Raw genomic sequence first — 16,983 nt, forward strand, 5'->3', positions numbered from 1 at the left:
TATGCGCCACACACTCTCCATTCTTCTGCAGAACGAATCCGGCGCGCTGCTGCGCGTGGCCGGCATGTTCGCCGCGCGCCACTGCAATATCGACACGCTGACCGTGGCCGCCACGCATGACCCGGCGATCTCGCAACTCACGCTGGTGTTGCATGGCGACGAAGCCACGCTGGAACAGATCGTGCGGCAGACGCGCAAGCTGATCGACGTGCTCGATGTCTCCACGCTGTCCCTGAGCGGCAGTGAATCGGGCCGACTCGTGGCGATGACTGCACCGCCGTGAATGCCGTCGTCGATGAGAAGCAGTCGCTGCTTGCGGAAAGCGCAGGCACGCCAAACGATGCCGAGATCCTGACCCGCGCGCAGTCTTCGCGCGTCTATGACGTAGCACGCGAGTCGCCGCTGGAATTCGCGCCGCTGCTGTCGTCGAAGCTCGGCAGCGATATCTGGCTGAAGCGCGAAGATCAGCAATCGGTGTTCTCGTTCAAGCTGCGCGGTGCCTACAACCGCATGGTGAAACTCGATGCCGCACAGCGCGCGCGCGGCATTATCGCGGCGTCTGCCGGCAACCACGCGCAGGGCGTGGCGCTGGCCGCGGCGAAGCTCGGTATCCAGACCACCATCGTGATGCCGGTAACCGCGCCGCAGGTGAAGATCGATGCCGTGTACCGCTTCGGCGGTGACTTTGTGCAGGTCGTGCTGACTGGCGATTCCTACAGCGATGCGCAGGTCGAAGCGGCACGGCTTCAACACACGCACGGCAGCGTGTTTGTGCATCCCTTCGACGATATCGATGTGATCGCAGGACAGGCCACCGTCGGCCTGGAAATCCTTCGTCAGCATCCGGATGCGCTGCATGCCGTCTTCGTGCCGGTGGGTGGCGGTGGCTTGCTGGCCGGCATCGCAACCTGCATCAAGGCGCTGCGGCCCGACGTCAAGGTGATCGGTGTGCAGGCGGCGGACTCCGATGCGATGGCTCAGTCGCTGGAAGCCGGCGAACGTGTCGCGCTCGACGAAGTGGGTCCGTTCGCCGACGGCACCACCGTAAAACAGGTTGGCGTGCACACCTTCGAACTGTGTCGCCGCCATGTCGACACCATATTGCGTGTGGACACCGACGCGATCTGCGCGGCGATCCGCGACATTTATCAGGACACCCGCAGCGTGGCGGAGCCCTCTGGCGCGCTGGCCCTGGCCGGGCTCAAGCAGTATGTCGCCGCGCACGGTCCCTGCGAGGGCGCGCTGGTGGCGGTGGTGTCCGGCGCCAACATGAATTTTGATCGCCTCCGTTTCGTCGCCGAGCGCGCCAGCATCGGCGAGCAGCGCGAAGCGGTATTTGCGGTCACCGTGCCCGAAGAACGCGGCAGCTTCAAACGCTTCTGCGCCGCGCTGGGCCAGCACAGCATCACCGAGTTCAACTACCGCATCGGCGATGCATCGTCCGCGCATATTTTCGTGGGCGTGCAGATCACGCTACGCGCCGACCGCGACGCACTGCTGGCTGCATTCAAGGAACAAGGCTTCGGCGTGCTCGACCTCACTGACGACGAACTGGCCAAACTGCACCTGCGCCACATGATCGGCGGACGATCAACGCTGGCGCACGACGAACAGTTGTATCGCTTCGAATTTCCCGAGCGGCCCGGCGCGCTGCTGCGCTTTCTCGAACACATGCACCCGGACTGGAACATCAGCCTGTTCCACTACCGCAATCACGGTGCCGACTACGGCCGCATCCTGGTCGGCATCCAGGTGCCACCGCACGAGCGGGCGATATTCCAGCAGTTTCTCGGCACGCTGGGTTATCCACATTCCAATGAAAGCGATAATCCGGCCTACCGATTGCTGCTGTGCGATAGCGACGCCGCTTCGGTGGATGCATAGTTCGCCTCTGTAGCGGTCATCACCGCCCTCACTTGGCTATCGCATGCCGTTAACGTCTGCGCCGCCACTCTCGATGCTCACCCGCAAACGTGGAGCATTCCAATGCCAACCAACCCCATGAACCCGCAACCGCCGTTTGCTGAACCCGGCAAAGGCGTGCCCGAACGCGAGATTGAGAACCCGGGGCACGCCCATCCTGAGCGCGATGCAGACCCCGAGCCGCTGCAACCCGATCGCGATGACGACCTGCTCTGAGGCCTGATCGTTTTACAAGCTTGATGTTTAGGCCTCGGTCACAGCCAACGCGATCAGCCACGCCGATCCACCGGAACGTGACGCGGCCAACGGCTTGATGTAATCGACAGGTCGAAGGCTCGCGTTAGACTGGTGGCATGTCGCCACCACCTCGCAAGCGCCAGCCGCGCAAGACAGCACCTTCACCCTCGGGGCGCTCGCGTGCCGGTGCACCGAGGGTAGCCGAGCAAAAACCGCGACGGCCCGCCGACAGTTCCACCCGCGCAACCCGAGTCCTTGACTGGCTGCTGCAAAACCTGCCGCCACGCTATCGGGAAAAGGCGCTCGACTATCTCGTGTTGACTCGCATGGATCGCCCGATCGGCGCCCTGCTTCTGTTGTGGCCGACATGGTGGGCGCTGTGGCTGGCTGCCGGTGATTTTCCGCCGTGGAAGCCGCTGATTATTTTCACTCTCGGCGTGTTCGCGATGCGTGCGGCCGGCTGCGCGATCAATGACTACGCCGATCGCAAGCTCGATCCGCAGGTTGCACGCACTGCCGGCCGGCCCATCGCCAGCGGACGGGTGACGCCACGTGAGGCGCTGATCGTCTTCGCCGTGCTGCTCGTATTCGCCTTCTTGCTGGTGCTGTTCACCAACGCACTGACCATCAAACTGTCGTTCATTGGCGCAGCGCTGGCAGCGGCGTACCCGTTCAGCAAGCGCTACACGCACATGCCGCAGGTGGTGCTGGGTGCGGCATTTGGTTGGTCGATCCCGATGGCCTTCGCAGCCGTTGGGGGCAACGTGCCGCCGGTGGCGTGGCTGTTGTTTATCGGCAATATCCTGTGGTCGGTGATCTACGACACCGAGTACGCGATGGTCGATCGTGAGGACGACATCAAGGCCGGCGCCAAGTCCACCGCGATCCTGTTCGGTGATGCCGATCTGCCGATCCTCGGCGTGCTGATGGGCACCTTTCTGCTGACCATGCTGTTCGTTGGCCAACGTGCCACGCTGGGCTGGCCATACTGGATCGGGTTGCTGATAGCCGCCGCCCTGTTCGGCTATCAGCTATGGCTGATCCGCCATCGCGCCAAGGACGCCTGCCTCACCGCCTTCCGCCACAACAACTGGCTCGGCCTGACGCTCTGGATAGGCATCGTGCTGGCACTGGCAGTTCGCTAACCAGGTTTTATGGCGAATGCTGGCATCGCGACGCCCAGCTTGGCCGGCATTTCATAGGACTGTCATAAAGGCTGACTACAGTCGGGCACGGACTCAAGAACTTTCCGTTGCTGCACGCCGCCCATGTGGACATGCCAGTGAAACCCGACCATGCCCACGGGCTGCTGCGCCTGTTTTCCGAGCAGCGTGCTCCGCTCAACAGCTATTTCCTGAAGCGGACCGCGCATGCCTGGGACGCGCAGGATCTGGTGCAGGAAACCTATCTGCGGCTGCTTGCCGCCGATCAGCACGGTGCGGATGGCATCCGTAATCCGGAAGCCTACCTCTACACCATCGCCGCCAACCTGATGAAGAAGCACGCCGTGATGCGGCGCAATGCACCTGTCGGAAGTGACGGTCTGGAGGAAATCATCGAGCGGCTCACCACGCCATGCGATGCGGCGGCCGGGGTTGATCGCGAGGTGCGCCGCCAGCGGCTGGGCCAGCTGATTGGCAGACTGTCGCCCAAGTGCCGCGCGGTGCTGGTGATGCATTACCGCGACGAGCTGAGCTATCGCGAGATCGGCGAGCAATTGCTGATTTCCGCCAGCATGGTGAAGAAGTACATCGTCAAGGCACTCACCGTCTGCCGCCAGGGAATGGGTCGCTATGACTGATCGACCGAACCGGGATTTTTCCAACGCCGACGCGCGACGCGCGACCGAGCAGGCAGCCAGCTGGTATCTCGACCAGCGCGAAGGATTGTCGGCGACTGACCAGGAAGCGTTTCTGATCTGGCTAAAGCAGTCGCCGGTGCATGTGGGCGAGTACCTCGCCATCGCCCGGCTGCACGGTGATCTCAAGGCCGCGGCCGCAATGGAGACGATGAGTGCCGAACAGCTGCGCACCCTGGCGGCGAGCGAGCCCGCCGTCGTGGCGCTGCATGGCGAGCGCGAGGCACTGTTCGTTCCCACTGCGCGAAGGCAGCGCAACGAGGCACCTCGACGCGGTCGATCGCGGCTCTGGCTGGCGGCGGCCAGCATCGCCGTAATCGGGCTTTTTGCGGCTGGCGCGCTGTTGTTCACGCCGGACTATCCGCACTCTGACGTCTATGCCTCGACCATCACCCAGGGGCGCAGCCTCAACTTGCCCGACGGTAGCCTGGTCCAGCTGGATCGCGACAGCGCGATTGCAGTGAACTTCGATGCACAATTCCGCCGCATCGAGCTACTGCACGGCAGCGCCCTGTTCGATGTCGGCAAGGATCCGGGCCGGCCGCTGCAGGTGCAGATGGGCGCAAGCATGTTGCGCGATATCGGCACGGTATTCGCGGTACGACGCGACAATGCCGGCGACGAGGTGACCGTGGTCAGCGGCCGGGTCAATGTGCTGTCGCCGACGCATCCGTGGCTGGATGCACTGACGCGCCGGCTGGGCCGTCCATCCACGCCCGACAACGTGGTAGCCGATCTTGGCGCCGACGAGCAGGTGATAATCGGCGCGGACGGTGCAGTGACCGCATCAAGCAAGCATGCGGATATCGCCCAGGCCACTGCCTGGCTTCCTTCGATTATCCAGTTTCACAACACCACGGTGGGCGAGGTCGCGCGTCGCTTCAACGCGTACACCACCACACCACTGGTAATCGACGATCCACAGATCGCCGCCAAGCGGATCAACGGCCTGTTCCACGCGCACGACGTCGATGCGTTCGTGGCGTATCTGGGCAGTTTGCCCGGCGTGCAAATACAGCGCGGCAATGACCGCGTGCAAGTAATCGCCGCGACGGCTGGATTGAAGCCCGCGCACCATCGGCTGTAAGAAAAAATTCATCAAATGACCGGTACCCGGTTTGCTCGCCGGGCACTCGTAGATGGTCATGTGGCGGCAAACCGTGCGTACCGCATGGGTCTGTCGCCAGCCATGAATCCAACCATCACAGGTCATCGCCATGCGTAAACAACTCGCCATCCACATTGCGCTGCTGCTCGGCGGCGCCCTGCCGCTGCTTGCCGCAGCGCAGACTGCGCCAGCGTCGCCGCAAGATTCCCGACAGGATCAGGCGATCGGCGCGATGCCACTGACCGAGGCGCTCGATGTACTGGCCCAACGCAGCGGTCTGCAGGTGGTCTATCAGTCCGACATCGCGAACACCGTGCGCAGCCCAGGCGCGGCCGCCGGCCTGAGCCCGACGCAGCAGCTGCAGCAGTTGCTGCGCGGCACCGGACTGAACTACCGTTTTGTCACACCCACCACGGTGACGATCGTGCCGGACCAACATGCGGGAAACGCCCCCGCCAAGGACACACCGGCTTCGCGCGGCATCCCGCCGATTGCAGCAGCGGCCAGTGTGCCGCACGACCTGGCCCCGGTCAGTGTCAGCGCCAATGTGGTGGACACTCTGGCACCCAGTGCAGCACCGTTGGACGCGATCCAGCCAACCTCGGTGATCGATGAGCGTTTCATCCGCGATGGGCTGCGCTTCAACGCCAACTTCGACGACATCATCAAATACGCGCCCAGCGTGACAGTGACTTCGCCGGAAGGTCCGGGCCTGGGCAAGAACGAGGGCATCAGTATCCGTGGCTTTCAGGATGGCCAGTTCAACATCACCTTCGACGGCATTCCGTTCGGCGATGCCAGCGACCTGCATCACACCACTTCGGCGTACTTCAACAACCACGTGCTGGGGCAAGCCGAGATCGACCGCGGTCCGGGCGGCGGCAGCACCATCGGCAACGCCACTTTCGGCGGCACAGTGGGTTTGCGCTCGCGCGACCCCAGCAGTGTGCCGGGTGTCACCGCCTACCTCACGCTGGGTAGCTGGGGCACGCGTGCCGGCGGCGTCAGCGCGGACGGCCAGCTCGGTGCGCATACCCAGGTATTCGCCGATGTCTCCAAGGAAGCCAGCGACACCTATCTCAAGGGCACCGACGATCAGCGCAACCACATCTTCCTGAAGACGATCACCGATCTCGACGCCGACACCACACTGACCTTTGTCACCAGCTACAACGAAGAACACCAGAACACCGTGCAGGGCGCGACGAAAAGCGAAATCGCGCAGTTCGGCTGGCGCTATGGGCTGTCCGACAATCCCGCGCTGCAGAGCTACAGCGGCTATAACAACGCGGCGTACTACTCCAGCTTCAACTACCTCGGTCTTACCAGCCGCATCGGCAACTGGGATATCGACAACAAGGTCTACTACAACAGCTTCGACCACTGGGCACGCAAGACCACCGATGCCAGTGACAACGATCCGGCCGACAACGGCGTGACGTTCTACAACGCAGCCGGCAAAAAGGTCGCCAAGGCCGCCGATGACGTGCCCGGCAAACTGGCCGATTCCGGCTTTCACGCGTTCGGTGACGTACTGCGGCTGAGCCGCGATCTCGGGCCCGGCACACTACAGACAGGTGCGTGGCTGGAACGCAACATCGACGCGCGCTACCAGTATCCGCTCGACCTCACCACCGACCAGCAGACCGGCACCAAGTACGGCTTTCTCGACAATTACCTGTTCAGTGACCGCACCGACACCGTGCAGCCCTATCTGCAGTACGACTGGAAAGTCAGCGACCAGATCACCGTAAGCCCTGGCATACGCTATTCGGAAGTGACGCGATCGATCGATGCACAGCTGAACAAGACATCGCCGGTGCCATTGAGTGCCGAGGCAACTTACCATTCCACTCTGCCATCGCTGAGCGTGCATGATCAGCTGAGCGATCAATGGGCGGCTTACGCGCAGGCAGCAAAAGGCTTTCTGGCTCCGCCGATCGACGTGATCGAGACCAACGCCTCCCGCGGCCTCAAGCCGGAGCAGACCACCAACTACCAGCTCGGCACCAGCTTCGCCTCGCGCAACCTTACTTTCGGTGCGGACGTTTACTACATCGACTTCACCAACTACCTCACCGAAACCGAGGTGGCCACGGCGGAAGGTAACGAGCTGACCTACATCAATGGCGGTGGCGCGATTTACCAGGGGGCCGAGGTGGAAGGCACCTATGCGTTGACGCATCAGTGGAGCCTCTACGGCAACGCCAGCTACAACGAAGCCACCTACAAGCACAGCAGCGTGCAGGTGGCCGCCACACCCAAGGTCACCGCGGCGCTTGGCTTGCTCTACAGCAGCGAGCGCGGCTACTACGGTTCGTTGATGGGCAAGTACATCGGCAAGCAATACGGGGTGGACAACACCACCGACGACAGCGGCAACACCGTCTTCGCCAACAGCGCGCGGCTCGGCGGCTATGTCGCGGTGGACGCGGCGCTGGGCTTCCGCTCCACGCACGGCGGCGTTTCGAACAAGGGCTATTCAATCAGCGTGGACGTCAATAACCTGTTCAACGTGCACAAGCTGACCGGCTATGCGGGCACGCAGTCGGTCAGTGGAGATGCGTTGTATTTCGGCCTGCCGGGACGCGGCGTGTTTCTCGACGTATCGATGAAACTTTAAGGTGCGACGTCATTCGACTTTTCGCATGCTGCTCGCAGCGCCACCCTGATCACCGCAGCTTTCCAAGGAATCATCGTGCCTCATCGCCATATCCGTTCAACTCGTCTGTACTGCGTGGCGCTGGCGTTGGTCGCCGTACTGTCTTCGTCGGCCATAGGCGCCAATGCAGCGCACGCTGCGCAGGACGAGCGGGTTGTACAGCAGATCGTGCTGATCCGTCACGGCATCCGCTCGCCCACCGCGGCGCCGGATGCTTTGGCCGTCTATGCATCCGAACTGTGGCCAGCGTGGCCGGTCGATCCCGGACAACTCACACCGCATGGTGCCGAGCTGATGCGTTCGCTCGGCGCGTGGTACCTCCAGTCGCTGGTGTCATCCGGTATCGCGCCTAGCGCATGCAGCTCAGCAGCCAATATCAAACTGATCGCCGACAGTACGCCGCGCAACCGCGACAGTGCCGCCGCACTCCAGTCTGGTCTGTCGCCGTCATGCCCTCGCAGCTTTTTCGCCTTTGCGCCCAATCAGCCGGACCCACTGTTTCGCGGCAGCGGTGACGAGGATGCCGACGCGCCCATCACCCATCCGTCTCCGATGCCTGCACTGACCGATCTGCAGCAGGTGCTGCTCAACTGTCATGACGCCGAGTGTCTGGCAAACGCGCAGGCCAACGGCAAGAAAGTGCTGCTCGGGATGGCGCCAGCCAAGGCGCTGAAAAGTGCCGGCACGCTGTCGGAAAACCTGATGCTGGAATATGCCCAGGGCCTGCCACTGGCACAGGTCGGCTGGGGCAGGCTCGATGCGGCCGGCGTCGGCCATGTCATCACGCTCCACAATCTGCAGTTCGCGCTGGCCAAAAAGACATCCGCCGCCGCCAACGCCCGTGGCGGCAACATGCTGGCCCATATCGCCGCCACCCTGACCGCCGCCGCCGGACAGTCCACGAAGCTGCCGCCGCTGGCACCGGCCAGCGACAAGGCCGTCATCCTGCTCGGTCACGACACCGACCTCGCCAGTCAGGCTGGTCTGCTCGGGCTGAACTGGCACAACACCGAGCAACCCGATGACTATCCGCCCGGTGGCGCATTGATCTACCAGCTGATCGAATCACACGGCCGTTACGCTGTGCGCCTGCAGATCGCCCTGCCCACACTAGCCGCGCTACGCGCCGGCGATGTCAGCACCATCGGTGCCATGCACGTTGCATCACTGCACCTGCCTGGCTGCCAGGGTGCGAACACCTGCCCGCTGGCAGCCTTTCAGGCGCTGGTGGCAAAGACCGTGCAAGCCAACGCCATCGTTTCCGGTACGGGTAACGAGCCGGCGGTGCAATAAACCGATCACACTTTCATTGCGGTGCTATCGCCTTCCCGGCGAAGGCGCTCGCGCCAGTGCCCATACGTCCACCCGCTGCACGCCGGCACGCTTCAGCACGCGGGTGCATTCGGCGAGCGTGGCACCGGTAGTCATCACGTCGTCGAGGATCGCCACGTGAACCGGCAGCGAGATGCCCGGGCGCAGGACGAAAGCGCCGCGCACGTTGCTGCGACGGGTAACGGCATCGAGTTCAGTTTGCGCTGGGGTCGCGCGCTGACGCTGCAGGAGATCGTGCTCCAACGGAACGTCGAAAGCGCGCGCCAGTGGCTTGGCAAGTTCCAGCGCCTGGTTGTAGCCGCGTTGGCGCAGGCGGCTGCGGTGCAGCGGCACGGGAAGAATAAGTTCAGGCAGGACTGCAGCGCGCGACTCGGTCTGCCATAACGAACTCAGCACGCGCCCGGCAGCCAGATCACGACCGAACTTGTAGCGTGACTCCAGCCGGTCCAGCGGCCACGCGTAACGAAACGGCGCCCAGGCGGCATCCCACGGTGGTGGTCGACGTTGGCATTCGCCGCACAGTGCCGCGGGCACTGCCAGTGGAAGGGCGCAACGCTCGCAGCAGGAAAGATTGCGTGGCAACTCAGCCGCACAGTCCGCACACAGGTCCATGCCATTGGCACCTGATGCGCCGCAAAGCAAGCAACGCAACGGCAGCAGCCACTGCTGCACTCGCGTGCCGAGATTGGAAAGCGCTTCCCTGCGCATATTCATGATTACATTCGCCTAGATCAGGACCTGGGCTTGAACAGCGCCGCATCGATGATCGACCAGATGTGGATGATCCAGCCCATCCAGAAGATCCACAGCACGCCAGCCAGCACAAACATCAGCAGCGCCTTCAGCAAACGCCCCTGCACCAGCTGGCCCAGGCCGGGAATGAAAAAACTGCAGATGGCCGCCAATACGTTGCCGCCGCTGCCTTGTCCTGTGCTCATGCAAATCGCCCCTACTCGGTAGTGTGGTTGATGGTAGCGGCAGCGACCTGGCGAGGTCACGTCAACTGAAAATATACCCACCTGGTTGACTGCTGACCAAACTGCTCACACACTCGCCGGCTTACTGATGGGAGTTTTCCATGGCCGAAGCTGTGATCCGCCACGACTGGACCCGCGACGAAGTGAGTGCGCTGTTCGCGCTGCCGTTCAACGAGCTGATGTACCGCGCGCATAGCGTGCATCGTGAACATCACGATCCCAACGCGGTGCAGGTCTCCACCCTGCTGTCGATCAAGACCGGCGGCTGCCCCGAAGACTGTGCCTACTGCCCACAGGCCGCGCGTTACGACACCGGTGTGCAGGCGCAAAAGCTGATGAGCGTGGACGCCGTGCTGGAGCGCGCAAAAGCCGCCAAGGCCGCTGGCGCCAGCCGCTTCTGCATGGGTGCCGCGTGGCGCAGCCCGAAGGATCGCGACGTGGTCAAGGTCGCGGAAATCGTCAGTGCGGTGAAAGGCCTAGGCCTGGAAACCTGCGCCACGCTCGGCATGCTGAGCGACACCCAGGCGCAATCGCTGAAGGCCGCCGGGCTGGACTACTACAACCACAACCTCGACACCGCGCCAGAGTTCTACGGCGAGGTGATCCACACACGCCAGTACCAGGATCGCCTCGATACGCTCGAACACGTGCGCGCCGCCGGCATGAAAACCTGCTGCGGCGGCATCGTTGGCATGGGTGAATCGCGCGGCCAGCGCGCCGGCCTGCTGCAGACGCTGGCGAATCTGCCCGAGCATCCGCAGTCGGTGCCGATCAACCAGCTGGTACAGGTGGAAGGCACGCCGTTGGCCGGTACCGAGGCGCTCGATCCGTTCGAGTTCGTGCGCACGATTGCCGTAGCACGCCTGCTGATGCCTGCCTCGATGGTGCGGCTGTCGGCTGGCCGTCAGCAGATGGACGACGCGGTGCAAGCGCTATGCTTTTTTGCCGGCGCCAACTCGATCTTCTACGGCGAAAAGCTGCTGACCACCGGCAACCCGGATGTCGAACAGGATCGCGCACTGTTCCGCCGGCTCGACCTGCATCCGCTGGAGATTGTCGAGACCGACAGCACCGTGCACGCCGACATTCTCGAAACCGAAACCGCATCAGCCAGCTGTGGACAAGGCTGTGGCTGCAGCGTCGCGGCCTGACCTGCAGGAGCGATTGGCCGTCCAGACGGCCAATCGCGAACGGGAGAACCTGCTGCGTCGTGTTCGCACGATCGATCATGCCGATGGCCCATGGCTGGAGATCGGCGGCAAGCGTCTGCTGTCCTTTTGCAGCAACGACTATCTGGGTCTGGCGCAACATCCGCAGCTGATATCCGCGCTGCGCAGCGCGGCATCGGAATGCGGCGTCGGCAGTACCTCGGCCCACCTGATCAGTGGCCACCGCACAGGACATGCTGAACTCGAAGAAGCGCTGGCCGTATGGACCGGACGCGAGCGCGCCCTGTTGTTTTCCACCGGCTACATGGCCAACCTCGGCGTACTGCAGGCACTACTGGCGCGCGGCGACATCTGCGTGCAGGACAAGCTCAACCATGCCTGCCTGCTCGATGGTGCCAAGCTCTCCGGCGCGGAGCTGAAGCGCTACCCGCATGCCGACGTTGACGCCGCTGCACGTCAGCTGACATGCAGCGAGAACGCCGGCGTGCTGTTGGCTACCGATGGCGTGTTCAGCATGGACGGTGATGTCGCACCACTGCGCAAACTGGCAGCGCTGTGTGCGCACGAAAACGCCACCCTGATGGTCGACGATGCGCACGGCCTGGGCGTGCTTGGCAGCCATGGCGCCGGTAGCGTCGAGGCCGCCGGCTTGAATCAATACGATGTACCGGTACTGATGGCCACACTGGGCAAGGCACTCGGTTGCGCTGGCGCGTTCATCGCTGGCTCGCATTCGCTGATCGAAGGGCTGGTGCAATTCGCACGACCGTACATCTACACCACGGCCATGCCCCCGGCACTGGCCGCTGCAGCGCTGGTCGGGGTGCAGCTGGCTCAGGCCGACACCTGGCGTCGTGAAAAATTGTCGGCACTGATCGCTCGATTCCGCCATGGCGCCGCGCAGCTCGGCCTCACGCTTTCATCATCGACCACGGCAATCCAGCCGATCGTGCTCGGCGATGCGCAGGCGGCGCTGGACGCTGCCAACACACTGGAATGGCGTGGTCTGCTGGTGACGGCGATCCGTCCACCGACCGTGCCTGCAGGCAGTGCTCGCCTGCGTATCACGCTGTCGGCGGCGCATGAAGAAGCGCACATCGACAAGCTGTTGAGCGCATTGGAAGCGCTGCATCTGCGACCGGCCAGCCGCTGACCGCCGGGCGTCGCCATCTCACCCCGTATAATTGTCCGCTGCTTCATCAACATACCCACGCATGTCGACCGTCAATATTTCCGCCTACAAATTCATCAGCCTGGACGACTTGCCCATGCTGCGCGAGCGCGTGCTCGAACACTGCACGGCGCTGGCGCTGAAAGGCACGGTGCTGCTGGCGCCGGAAGGTATCAACCTGTTTCTGGCGGGTAGCCGTATGGCGATCGATGAATTCGTGGCATGGCTGCACGCCGACCATCGCTTCGCCGATATCGTGCCGAAAGAATCCTTGTCCGACGCACCACCGTTTGGCCGCATGCGTGTGCGGCTGAAAAAGGAAATCATCACCATGCGGCTGCCGACAGTGCGCCCTGAAGGCGGTCGCGCACCAGCCGTTGACGCGCTCACGCTGCAGCGCTGGCTGGCACAAGGCCACGATGACGACGGCCGCGAGCTTTTGATGCTCGACACCCGTAACGAATATGAAACCGCCATTGGCGCTTTCGACGATGCGGTCGATTACCGGCTCGCCAGCTTCACCGGATTTCCCGGCGCGATTGCCGCCGACCGCGAGCGCTATGCGGGCAAGACCGTTGTGTCGTACTGCACGGGCGGCATTCGCTGCGAAAAAGCGGCGCTGCACATGCAGGACCTCGGCATGCCGCACGTCTACCAGCTCGACGGCGGCATCCTCAGATATCTCGAACAAACCGACGGCGCCCACTGGCATGGCGATTGTTTTGTGTTTGACGAGCGCGGCGCCGTCGATCCCACACTCGCGCCCGCGCTGAGATCCGATCCTTGACTGACCTGCATATCGATATTGTCGGCACCGGCCCGATCCCCCTGGTCGTCCTGCACGGCTGGGCCATGCATGGTGGCGTGATGTCGCCACTGGTCGATGCGCTGAAGGATCACTGCACTATGCACGTGGTCGATCTTCCCGGCCATGGCTATTCGCGCGATTGCCCGCTACCGCTGGAGCCCAGCGCCAGCGCCGCCGCAATTGCTGCCGCCACACCGCCAGCGATGTGGCTGGGCTGGTCGATGGGCGGGTTGATCGCGCTCACCGCGGCGCTGGAAATCCCACAGCAGGTACTTGGTCTTGCGATGCTCTGCGCCACGCCGAAATTCGTGCGTGATGAAAGCTGGCCCTATGGCAGCGACGCAACACAGGTGCGCCATCTCGCCACCGATCTGGAAACCGACTACCACGCCACACTGGAGCGCTTCATGGCACTGGAAGCGATGGGCAGCCCCGATCCGCGCGCCGAACTCCGCCACCTGCGCACCCTGGTATTCGCGCGCGGCGAACCAGACCTGCGCGTGCTGCAGGAAGGCATCCGCATTCTGGAAGATGGCGACTGCCGCGCCGCGCTGCTTGACCTGGCCATGCCCAGCGCGTGGATCGCCGGCCGCCGCGATCGGCTGGTGCCCCCCATGGCAATGCAGTGGTCGGCTGGGCAATGCGGCGGCAGCTTCACCGAAATCGAGCATGCCGGCCACGCACCGTTCTTCGGTCATGTCGATGCACTGGCGGAAGCGCTGCAGCCCATATTGGCTCAAACACAAGAACGCCTTGCACAGGATACGGCGCCATGAGCGATTTCCATCTCGACAAGCAGCAGGTACGCCACAACTTCGGCCGCGCCGCCACCAGCTACGAAAAGCACGACGTCCTGCAACAGGAAGTGCAGTCGGCGCTGATCGAGCGCCTGGACTTCTACACTTCCGAGCCCAACCGCATCATCGATGTCGGCGCCGGCACCGGCCGCGGCAGTGCGCTGCTGAAAAAACGCTACGCCAAGGCCGAGGTAATCGCCGTCGATCTGGCGCTGCCGATGCTGCGCGCGGCCAAGCAGCACTCCAGCTGGCTTAAGCCATTCCAGCGCGTCTGCGCTGAAGCCACTTCCCTGCCGCTGGCCGATCACAGCGTCGACGTGCTGCACTCCAACCTCTGCTTCCAGTGGATCGACGACCTGAAGGCGCTGTTCGGCGAATGCGTGCGCGTGCTGAAGCCCGGCGGTCTACTGGCGTTCTCCACCTTCGGCCCGGATACGCTGAAGGAGCTGCGCGCGTCATGGGCGCAGGCCGACGAGCAACCACACGTCAGTCGCTTTCTCGACATGCACGACGTGGGTGATGCCATGCTCGCGGCCGGGCTGCGCGACCCGGTATTGGATGTGCACCATTACACGCTGACCTACAGCGCACCACGCAAGCTGCTGGAGGAACTGCAGGGTTTGGGTGCTACCAATGCCGACCAGACCCGCGAACGCGGCCTCACCGGCAAGGCACGCTATCAGCGCATGCTCGCCGCCTACGAGACAATGCGTGTCGATGGCCGCATTCCCGCTACCTGGGAGGTCGTCACTGCACATGCCTGGGGGCCGCCACAAGGTCAGGGAAGACGCGGTACCGATGGCAGCGAAATCGCCAGCTTTTCGGTGGATAGTCTGCGCGGCACCCGGCGCTAGCCAACTGCGGTAGTGAGAGTCGGTCCAACAGCGTCACCTGATGTGTGCTGTAAGCAAATCATCAGTTTGTGAGAGCATTATCGTGGGAACGCGGCATGTGGCGCAGCAATTCCGTTGGTGAATCGCTCAGTTTCATCCGGGAACGCCTGGGTCGAGCTCACACAGCGATCAGCGCAAGTCTTGCTGCGTGGGCTACTCGCCTGAAAGCCATCGTCAATCATCGGGTGCTGCTTAGTACTTTCGGCGCTGGTCACACACACTTTCTCGGGTCCTGATACGGATGGCAGGCTTGACCGAAGCAGATGTCAGAAGGCGTCTCGAGGTCAAGGTCATCCCAGAGGGGCAGGTCTGCGTTCCCGGTGTGCCGCCATGTTGCGCAGGCTCTTTCGCCCGATCGATCGATGGCCTGACATTACATTAGCTGCGCATCCCAGAGATTTAAAACGTGAGCTTTTCTATTCCGCACAGCCACCCGAACCACGCACGCGACCTTTCACGGCGTGACGAAGGCAGGGTTTTCACCATTCTTCTGGCGTTGTATTTTCTCATCCTGTATCCGATCCTGCGGGCGAATCGCTACTACAACGATGATCTGAAGCGCGCACTCATCGGTCACACCGGCTGGGATTCCAATGGTCGTCCGCTGACCACGCTGCTGATGAAGTTGCTGCAGTGTTACGACAGCGGGCTGGTCGACATCTCGCCGCTGACACAGATTGGCGCCATTGCGGTGCTGGCATGGACCGGTGTGCTGATCGCGCGCCGCTACGCTCTGCGTTCGCCGTGGATGGCCGCACTGATCGCGTTCCCGCTCGGTGCACAACCGTTCTATCTGGAAAATCTCTCGTACAAGTTCGATGCGCTGAGCATGAGCATCGCGATACTGCTGGCCTTGCTGCCGATTCTCACCATCGCGAATCACCGGCGCGGCTGGTGGCTGGGTGTGCTGTCACTGTTTGCCAGCCTCAATTTTTATCAGCCGGCGGTCAATGTCTATCTGATTTTCGTGCTTCTGGAGGTTGTGCTGGCCCAGTTGCGTGACGAGCCAATAGCCAACTGGATGAAGCAGCTCTTCTTGCGCGTGCTGCAAGTCGGCTTAGCAATGCTTTTGTATCAGCTGATCATAGGCATCCACATTCATGGCTGGGTCGAACGAGAGAGCGGAAAGATCCACAACTTGAGCCAGCTGCCGTTGATCGCCACGAATATTGGCGGCTTCTACCGGCTTATCGGCAACAGCTTCGACCAGCAATGGTGGACCTATTTTCTGCCGCTACTGATCATGCTTGCCGTGTTTCCCGTTGCCATCGGTATCCAATACGCAACAACACGGCGCGCTTCGCATGCAGCATGGATCAACGCGGCATTGATCCTCATCAGCCTTGTATTGCCTCTGGCAGCATTGCTCTGTATCGCCGGTCCCATGTTACTTTTGCTCACGCCAGAATTTGAGCCACGCGTGTTGATGGGTGTGGGTGCGCTGCTGGTTGCCGCACTGATCGTCATGCAGGCAACGCTGGCGCAGTGGCATAGGTCTCCACGCTGGACGCTTGCGGCGGGATGCATGCTGGCGGTTGGCATGTGCTCGCTGGCCAGCGCTTATGGCAACGCCTTGGGTGAACAAAAGAATTACGAGGACCACATCGCTGCCGGCATGGCAGACGATCTTGCCGATCTGAAAGCCGCCAAAGGCATCCACGGCTTCCTGCTCGATGGCAACATCGGGTTTTCGCCGATAACCGGTCACGTGGCGGAGGAGTTTCCGATGATCAATAAGCTGATCTCACCGTACATCGCCTCGGCGGACAGATTTCATACCAATGAATTTTTGATGTACTACGTCGACGGCATCACCAACGTGGGCCGGCAAACCGATGCCGCAAACCTGCACGCCCAATCCGACCTTCTGGCCAAGGCCCGTCAGTCTGCAGTCGTCCGCGCTACCAGCGGGTACAGTTTGCGAGTCGTCGACAATATTGCCGTGGTTACACTCCACTCAGCCCCTGCGCAGGCGTACGCGGCGGCCAATCGTCCGGCCATTGGCCGTTCTCACGCTACGAAGCAGCAATGATGCACGTGCCGACTAC

The 16,983-nt window shown here is 62.6% G+C and carries 16 protein-coding genes; 14 read left to right on the forward strand and 2 right to left on the reverse strand.

The window, feature by feature from the left end; genetic code table 11:
- The first annotated feature begins 1 nt into the window (after position 1).
- The 8 genes from ilvN to HDE79_RS14880 all read left to right on the forward strand — a co-directional run bounded on the left by ilvN (position 2) and on the right by HDE79_RS14880 (position 9,081).
- Positions 2 to 283: an acetolactate synthase small subunit gene (ilvN, locus tag HDE79_RS14845; RefSeq protein WP_184602796.1), complete on the forward strand. Its 282-nt coding sequence runs from the start codon at positions 2 to 4 to the stop codon at positions 281 to 283.
- Positions 280 to 1,884 (forward strand): threonine ammonia-lyase, biosynthetic, encoded by a 1,605-nt coding sequence (ilvA, locus tag HDE79_RS14850; protein WP_184602798.1) that lies wholly within the window; start codon positions 280 to 282, stop codon positions 1,882 to 1,884. Before ilvN ends, ilvA begins: the two co-directional genes overlap by 4 nt.
- A gap of 102 nt (positions 1,885 to 1,986) precedes the next feature.
- Positions 1,987 to 2,139, forward strand: a complete 153-nt coding sequence (locus HDE79_RS14855; protein ID WP_184602800.1) for a hypothetical protein — start codon at positions 1,987 to 1,989, stop codon at positions 2,137 to 2,139.
- Positions 2,140 to 2,276: 137 nt separating this feature from the next.
- Positions 2,277 to 3,305, forward strand: a complete 1,029-nt coding sequence (ubiA, locus tag HDE79_RS14860; RefSeq protein ID WP_184602802.1) for a 4-hydroxybenzoate octaprenyltransferase — start codon at positions 2,277 to 2,279, stop codon at positions 3,303 to 3,305.
- Positions 3,306 to 3,412: 107 nt separating this feature from the next.
- A complete protein-coding gene (locus HDE79_RS14865; protein WP_255488426.1) occupies positions 3,413 to 3,961 on the forward strand; it encodes a sigma-70 family RNA polymerase sigma factor in 549 nt (182 codons plus the stop codon).
- Entirely contained in the window at positions 3,954 to 5,105 is a 1,152-nt protein-coding gene (locus HDE79_RS14870; protein WP_184602804.1) for a FecR domain-containing protein, read from the forward strand. Before HDE79_RS14865 ends, HDE79_RS14870 begins: the two co-directional genes overlap by 8 nt.
- Positions 5,106 to 5,235: 130 nt before the next feature.
- A complete protein-coding gene (locus tag HDE79_RS14875) occupies positions 5,236 to 7,749 on the forward strand; it encodes a TonB-dependent receptor (protein ID WP_184602806.1) in 2,514 nt (837 codons plus the stop codon).
- A 75-nt stretch (positions 7,750 to 7,824) separates the two neighbouring features.
- A complete protein-coding gene (locus tag HDE79_RS14880; protein ID WP_184602808.1) occupies positions 7,825 to 9,081 on the forward strand; it encodes a histidine-type phosphatase in 1,257 nt (418 codons plus the stop codon).
- Positions 9,082 to 9,105: 24 nt separating this feature from the next.
- Here the strand turns inward: HDE79_RS14880 and HDE79_RS14885 are convergent, their stop codons facing one another.
- Both HDE79_RS14885 and HDE79_RS14890 read right to left on the reverse strand, forming a co-directional pair.
- Complete coding sequence (locus HDE79_RS14885; RefSeq protein WP_184603064.1) at positions 9,106 to 9,828, reverse strand: ComF family protein; 723 nt, start codon at positions 9,826 to 9,828, stop codon at positions 9,106 to 9,108.
- A 23-nt stretch (positions 9,829 to 9,851) separates the two neighbouring features.
- Positions 9,852 to 10,058: a hypothetical protein gene (locus HDE79_RS14890; protein WP_184602810.1), complete on the reverse strand. Its 207-nt coding sequence runs from the start codon at positions 10,056 to 10,058 to the stop codon at positions 9,852 to 9,854.
- 140 nt (positions 10,059 to 10,198) lie between these two features.
- Here HDE79_RS14890 and bioB point away from each other — a divergent pair, with 140 nt between their 5' ends.
- The 6 genes from bioB to HDE79_RS14920 all read left to right on the forward strand — a co-directional run bounded on the left by bioB (position 10,199) and on the right by HDE79_RS14920 (position 16,967).
- Complete coding sequence (bioB, locus tag HDE79_RS14895) at positions 10,199 to 11,248, forward strand: biotin synthase BioB (RefSeq protein WP_184602812.1); 1,050 nt, start codon at positions 10,199 to 10,201, stop codon at positions 11,246 to 11,248.
- Complete coding sequence (gene bioF, locus HDE79_RS14900; RefSeq protein ID WP_343205979.1) at positions 11,226 to 12,419, forward strand: 8-amino-7-oxononanoate synthase; 1,194 nt, start codon at positions 11,226 to 11,228, stop codon at positions 12,417 to 12,419. Before bioB ends, bioF begins: the two co-directional genes overlap by 23 nt.
- 61 nt (positions 12,420 to 12,480) lie before the next feature.
- Positions 12,481 to 13,224: a sulfurtransferase gene (locus tag HDE79_RS14905; RefSeq protein WP_184602814.1), complete on the forward strand. Its 744-nt coding sequence runs from the start codon at positions 12,481 to 12,483 to the stop codon at positions 13,222 to 13,224.
- Positions 13,221 to 14,021: a pimeloyl-ACP methyl ester esterase BioH gene (gene bioH / locus HDE79_RS14910; RefSeq protein WP_255488427.1), complete on the forward strand. Its 801-nt coding sequence runs from the start codon at positions 13,221 to 13,223 to the stop codon at positions 14,019 to 14,021. The genes HDE79_RS14905 and bioH overlap by 4 nt, the downstream gene beginning before the upstream one ends.
- Positions 14,018 to 14,896, forward strand: coding sequence for a malonyl-ACP O-methyltransferase BioC (bioC, locus tag HDE79_RS14915; RefSeq protein WP_184602816.1), 879 nt, complete (start codon positions 14,018 to 14,020; stop codon positions 14,894 to 14,896). Before bioH ends, bioC begins: the two co-directional genes overlap by 4 nt.
- A gap of 445 nt (positions 14,897 to 15,341) precedes the next feature.
- Complete coding sequence (locus HDE79_RS14920; RefSeq protein ID WP_184602818.1) at positions 15,342 to 16,967, forward strand: glucosyltransferase domain-containing protein; 1,626 nt, start codon at positions 15,342 to 15,344, stop codon at positions 16,965 to 16,967.
- The last annotated feature ends 16 nt before the right edge of the window (positions 16,968 to 16,983 follow it).

The organism is Rhodanobacter sp. MP1X3 (assembly GCF_014207165.1).
In the GTDB taxonomy this organism is placed as follows: Bacteria; Pseudomonadota; Gammaproteobacteria; order Xanthomonadales; family Rhodanobacteraceae; genus Rhodanobacter.